Raw genomic sequence first — 4657 nt, 5'->3', positions numbered from 1 at the left:
GTCGACGTCGACGTCGAACTCCTCGCCCGAAGCCTGGTCCGGGTCGCGGAGGAAATGGGCAGGCTGCTCCTGGAAGCCCCCGACGAGTACCCGCCGGAGCGCGTGCTCAGGTTCGCCTCGATGGCCGCGGACGCCTTCCTGGCCCGCTACCCGGCGCGCGACCCCTCCGGCGAGGCGTAGTTTCCGCCGGTCGTGGGTAGTCCGACCGCATGAACGAGCCCAATCGCAGTGTCGCTGAACTGTCCACCGGAGAGTTGGTGGGGCGACTGGGCGAGCAGGTCTCGCGACTCGTGCGCGACGAGCTCGCCCTCGCCACCGACGAACTGAAAGAGAAAGGCAAACAAGCGGGCGGTGGCGCCGCGCTGGGCGGGGCCGCGGGTGTCACCGCGTGGTTCGGCGTCGCGGCGCTGGTCATCGCCGCCATCGCCGCCCTCGCACTGGTGCTGCCGGTGTGGGCCGCCGCGCTCATCGTCGGCGGCGCGCTGCTGCTGATCGCGGGCGCGCTGGGGCTGATCGGGATGCGCAAGCTCAAGCACGCCACCCCGTCGGTCCCCGAGCAGGCGATCCGCAGCACGCGGCGCGACATCGAGGCGATCAAGGAGGGTGCACACCGATGAGCCGACCGGACGACTTGCGCGAGGACATCCAGCGGGTGCGCGGCGATCTCGCCGAGACCGTGGACGCGCTCGTGGCCAAGACCGAGGTGAAGCGGCGGGTCGAGGAGAAGGCCCACGACGTCAAGGACCGGGCCGTGCACAAGGCCCACGAGATCAAGGACCGAGCCGCAGAGAAAGCCCATGAGGTCAAGGAAAAGGCGCAGGAGGTCAAGCAGCGCGCCGACGCCAAGGCGCATGAGGTGAAGGACCGCGTCGAGACCAAGGCGCACGAGGTCAAGAACCGCGGCACCCACGCCACCGAACACAAGATCGATTCCTGGGGTGGCAAGGCCGACGGCCGGGTGGAGGCGGTGCGACACCGCGCCGACCGCCCGTCCGGCAGCCACCCGCTGGGCCAGGTGACCGAGTTGGTCCGCCGCACGCCGGTCCAGGCGGGCGCGCTGGGACTGCTGATCGGCGCGCTGATCGCCCTGATCACCCGCCGCCGGGCGAGGTGAGCGACGTGAAGCTGCTCTACCGACCGCTCAGCATGCTGATCATGCACTCGGCGGGCTGGTGTCCGCCGCGCTGTTCAAGCGGATCTGGCGCGGTGTCTCCGGCGAGGACGAAGCCCTCGATGCGACGTCGCCGGACCACCGCACCCGTGAAGTCCTCCTCGCCGCGCTGCCGCAAGGCGCGACCTTCGGTGTGGTCAAGGCGAGCATCGATCGCGCGGGCGCCAAGGGGTACCGGAAGCTGACCGGCGAGCACCTCGACGACTGACCAGCACAGCGAAGGGGCCTTGGAGAACTCGTCCAAGGCCCCTTCGCCGTGCGGGTTCAGATCTTGGCGTCGGAGATCGACGCGCGGCGCCTGCCGAGCGCGAGGCCGAGGCCGACCATGCCCACGCCCAGTGCCAAGTGCAGCCAGTTGTCCGCGGTGTTCACCGGGACGAAGTTGGCGGCACTGTCGTGGTCGATGACCAAACCGTAGATCCACAGCACCAGGTAGATCACACCGCCACCGACCAGGAAGGCCGCGGCTCCCGCCGCCGTCCGGGCCATCGCCAGACCGGCGACGCCGAAGAGCAGGTGGACGATGTTGTGCAGGATCGACACGTGGAACACGCCCAGCAGCATCGCTGTGGACTCGTGTCCGGCGAAGGTCATCCCGTCGTATTCGGTGGTCAGACCGGGGATGAACCCGGCGATACCGACGACGAGGAAGACCGCGGCGACCACCATGGCGGCCAACTGCACCGGCGGGCGGTCTTGCGGTCGAACATTCTGCGGAGGTAGTGGCTGTGCCATGACTTACCCCTTCATGTGCTGGATCGTGCACATGGAGTACCCAAAGTGGACCGACAAACACCTCTCCACGGTCAACTTCTGCCCCAACGGGCAGTGACCGCGCGTCGACCCCTCGTTGTCGGCGATCTTTCCCGCCATCATGGGTGGATGGACGTGAACGAGGTTCTCCTGCCCGGGGTCGGCCTGCGCTACGAGTTCACCAACGCCGACGGCCGGCGGATCGGGGTCATCGCCCGCCGCACCGGCGACTTCGAGCTGGTCGACTACCCCAAAAGCGACCCGGACGAGGGCAGGCCGCTGTTCCGGCTGACCGCGCAGGAGGCCGACACCGTAGCCGAGATCCTTGGGGCGCCGCGCATCGCCGAGCGCTTCGCCGACCTCACCCGTGAGGTGCCGGGGCTGAGCGCGGGCCAGATCACAGTGCCCGGGGAGTCGCCCTTCGCGGGTGGGTCTTTGGGGCAGAGCCGGGCGCGCACCCGGACGGGCGCGTCGATCGTGGCCGTGGTGCGCGGCGAGACCGTCATCGCGTCCCCCGCGCCGTCGGAGGTCATCGAGGCGGGCGACGTGCTCGTCGTGATCGGGACACACGAGGGCATCGCCGCCGTCCGTGAGATCTTCCGGGGCTGATCGGGGCGCACACCTCGCCGGCCCTGCTCCTGGAGCTGGGCGTCATCCTCTTGGTCCTGAGTGGACTGGGAGCGGTCGCCCGGCGCTTCGGCGTGCCGCCGATCCCGCTGTACCTGCCGGCCGGGCTCGCGTTGGGCGAGGGCGGGTTGGCGCCGGTGCCCGCGGCCGGGCAGTTCGTCCAGGCGGGTGCGTCCATCGGGGTGGTCCTGCTGCTGCTGACCCTGGGGCTGGAGTTCTCCACCGCGGAGTTCGCCCACAGTGTGCGCAGGCACGTGCCGTCGGCGCTGGTGGACCTCGTGGTGAACGCGGCGCCGGGCGCGGTCGCCGGGTGGCTGCTCGGGCTCGACGGGATCGGGATCCTCGCCCTCGCGGGCGCCACCTGGATCTCGTCGTCGGGCATCGTCGCGCCGCTGCTGAGCGACTTGCGCAGGCTGGGCAACCGGGAGACCCCGGCGGTGCTGTCGGTTCTCGTCATGGAGGACTTCGCGATGGCCGCCTACCTGCCGGTGCTCGCCGTGCTGGCGTCCGGCGGCCAGTGGTGGCAGGCGGTCATCGGCGTGATCGTCGCGCTTACCGCCGTGGCGACCGCTTTCCTGGCGTCGCACCGCTGGAGCCACCACATCAACCGGTTCCTCGCCCACCCCGACGACGAGCAGCTGATGCTGCGGATCCTCGGGACCACCCTGGTCGTGGCCGCGCTGGCGGAGTTGGTCGACGCCTCGGCCGCGGTCGGTGCGTTCCTGGTCGGCCTGACGCTGACCGGCGCGGCGGCCGAGCGCGCCCGCGCCGTTTTGGCTCCGCTGCGCGACTTGTTCGCCGCAGCCTTCTTCCTGGCGATCGGTTTCGCGGTCAGCCCGGCCGACCTGCTTCCGGTGCTGCCCGCCGCTTTCGCGCTCGCCGCGGTGGGGGTGGTCACGAAGATCGCCACCGGCTGGCTTGCCCGCGAGCCGCGACGGCGCGGGCAGGCACGGAAAGCTGCGGCCGGGGACGGCCCTCATCGCGCGCGGGGAGTTCTCGATCGTGATCATCGGGTTGGTCGGCGCCGGGCACGCGGTGCTCGGCCCCCTGGTGACCGCGTATGTGTTGATACTGGCCACAACTGGGCCGCTGATCGCCCGGTGGGCGGGGACAAGCCCGGCGGTTGTCGCGCGGTGACAACGAAAACGCGACCGGATGGTGTGCCCATCCGGTCGCGCGTCTATCGGTGGTGAGGTTTCAGTTGCCGGTCATCCTGCGCCTGTTCAGGACGATCAGGCCGGTGCCCGCGCCCAGCAGGAGCAGGCCCGCTCCGATGGGAACGCCGATGTCCACACCGGTGTCCGCCAGACCCGCGGCCTGCGTGGCCGGGGTGATGCCTGGCTGCGCGGCGGGTGTGGTCGACGGGCCGCCAGGGGTCGTCCCCGTGGCCGTGGTCGTCGACGTCGTGGTGGTCGTGGTCGTGGTCGTTGTCGTCTGCGGAGTCGTGGGGATGGTCGGGGTTGTCGTGGTCGACTTGCAGCCGGTGTGAGCCGGGTTGCTCCGGCCGATGCCGTGGTTGCTGTCGCACTCGTAACCCTTGTTGCCGTCCTGCGGGCCGGGGAGCTGACCCTTCGGGTTCTTGTTGTCGGCCTTGCCGACACAGCCCGCGCACGGCTTGCCGACGGCTTCGCCGCCACCGTTGCCGTTGCCCGACGCCGAACCGTCCCGAGTGGAGTCATACGGGCCGTGGGTGTTGGCGCCGTGGCCGGTGAAGTCCGCGTTGGACGCGGGCTGCGGCACCGTGCTGGGCGCAGGCGTGGGCTTGCCGTGCGCCTGCTCGGACCGCCCCTGACCCACGTTTCCGGGTCTTTCCGCGGGCTGCTCGGCCCACGCCATCGCCAATCCCGGCCCGCCGACCAGCGCGCCGCTCAGAACGACCGTTGTGAGGATGTTTCGCACGCGCATGATGACCCTCCAGCTGTAACAGCCTCCGTGAACTAATCGCCCATTCGGACTACCCCGTTACGGGCAGTTCACTCCTAGCCCGAGTTTCCTGGCTTTCTTGATCGACATCTGTGTTTCCCCTGGCAGTACACGGTTTCCGTAGGATGCGGGTGTATTACCTAACCCGGCTTGGATGGTGCGGGTGCTCAGTGGGTCGGTGCG

The 4657-nt window shown here is 69.9% G+C and carries 8 protein-coding genes; 6 read left to right on the top strand and 2 right to left on the bottom strand.

Annotated features, from left to right (window positions below):
• From ACRDSQ_RS31490 to ACRDSQ_RS31475, 4 genes are all read left to right on the top strand, one after another.
• Positions 1-180, top strand: a 180-nt coding sequence (locus ACRDSQ_RS31490; protein ID WP_431426158.1) for a hypothetical protein, incomplete at its 5' end; no start/stop codon positions are given.
• Between the two features lie 29 nt (positions 181-209).
• Positions 210-617, top strand: a complete 408-nt coding sequence (locus tag ACRDSQ_RS31485) for a phage holin family protein (RefSeq protein ID WP_431426157.1) — start codon at positions 210-212, stop codon at positions 615-617.
• Positions 614-1114: a DUF3618 domain-containing protein gene (locus ACRDSQ_RS31480; protein WP_431426155.1), complete on the top strand. Its 501-nt coding sequence runs from the start codon at positions 614-616 to the stop codon at positions 1112-1114. The genes ACRDSQ_RS31485 and ACRDSQ_RS31480 overlap by 4 nt, the downstream gene beginning before the upstream one ends.
• A 58-nt stretch (positions 1115-1172) precedes the next feature.
• Entirely contained in the window at positions 1173-1379 is a 207-nt protein-coding gene (locus ACRDSQ_RS31475) for a DUF4235 domain-containing protein (protein WP_431426154.1), read from the top strand.
• A gap of 56 nt (positions 1380-1435) precedes the next feature.
• Here the strand turns inward: ACRDSQ_RS31475 and ACRDSQ_RS31470 are convergent, their stop codons facing one another.
• Positions 1436-1906 (bottom strand): DUF4383 domain-containing protein, encoded by a 471-nt coding sequence (locus ACRDSQ_RS31470; protein WP_431426152.1) that lies wholly within the window; start codon positions 1904-1906, stop codon positions 1436-1438.
• Positions 1907-2053: 147 nt separating this feature from the next.
• Here ACRDSQ_RS31470 and ACRDSQ_RS31465 point away from each other — a divergent pair, with 147 nt between their 5' ends.
• A complete protein-coding gene (locus tag ACRDSQ_RS31465; RefSeq protein WP_431426151.1) occupies positions 2054-2533 on the top strand; it encodes a cation:proton antiporter regulatory subunit in 480 nt (159 codons plus the stop codon).
• Positions 2534-2583: 50 nt separating this feature from the next.
• Positions 2584-3744, top strand: a complete 1161-nt coding sequence (locus ACRDSQ_RS31460) for a cation:proton antiporter (protein ID WP_431426149.1) — start codon at positions 2584-2586, stop codon at positions 3742-3744.
• A 4-nt stretch (positions 3745-3748) separates the two neighbouring features.
• Here the strand turns inward: ACRDSQ_RS31460 and ACRDSQ_RS31455 are convergent, their stop codons facing one another.
• The gene (locus ACRDSQ_RS31455; RefSeq protein WP_431426147.1) at positions 3749-4456 is read right to left on the bottom strand and encodes a hypothetical protein; all 708 of its coding nucleotides are present in this window, start codon (positions 4454-4456) and stop codon (positions 3749-3751) included.
• Between the last annotated feature and the right edge of the window lie 201 nt (positions 4457-4657).

It is taken from the genome of Actinokineospora sp., from assembly GCF_050699995.1.
GTDB lineage: Bacteria > Actinomycetota > Actinomycetes > Mycobacteriales > Pseudonocardiaceae > Actinokineospora.
This window is presented reverse-complemented; position numbering and strand designations above follow the sequence as displayed.

Bases quoted from the DNA above. Each gene is read 5' to 3' on its own strand.
- ACRDSQ_RS31485 (WP_431426157.1), top strand. From the start codon at position 210: ATGAACGAGCCCAATCGCAGTGTCGCTGAACTGTCCACCGGAGAGTTG.
- ACRDSQ_RS31480 (WP_431426155.1), top strand. From the start codon at position 614: ATGAGCCGACCGGACGACTTGCGCGAGGACATCCAGCGGGTGCGCGGC.
- ACRDSQ_RS31470 (WP_431426152.1), bottom strand. From the start codon at position 1,906: ATGGCACAGCCACTACCTCCGCAGAATGTTCGACCGCAAGACCGCCCG.
- ACRDSQ_RS31465 (WP_431426151.1), top strand. From the start codon at position 2,054: ATGGACGTGAACGAGGTTCTCCTGCCCGGGGTCGGCCTGCGCTACGAG.
- ACRDSQ_RS31455 (WP_431426147.1), bottom strand. From the start codon at position 4,456: ATGCGCGTGCGAAACATCCTCACAACGGTCGTTCTGAGCGGCGCGCTG.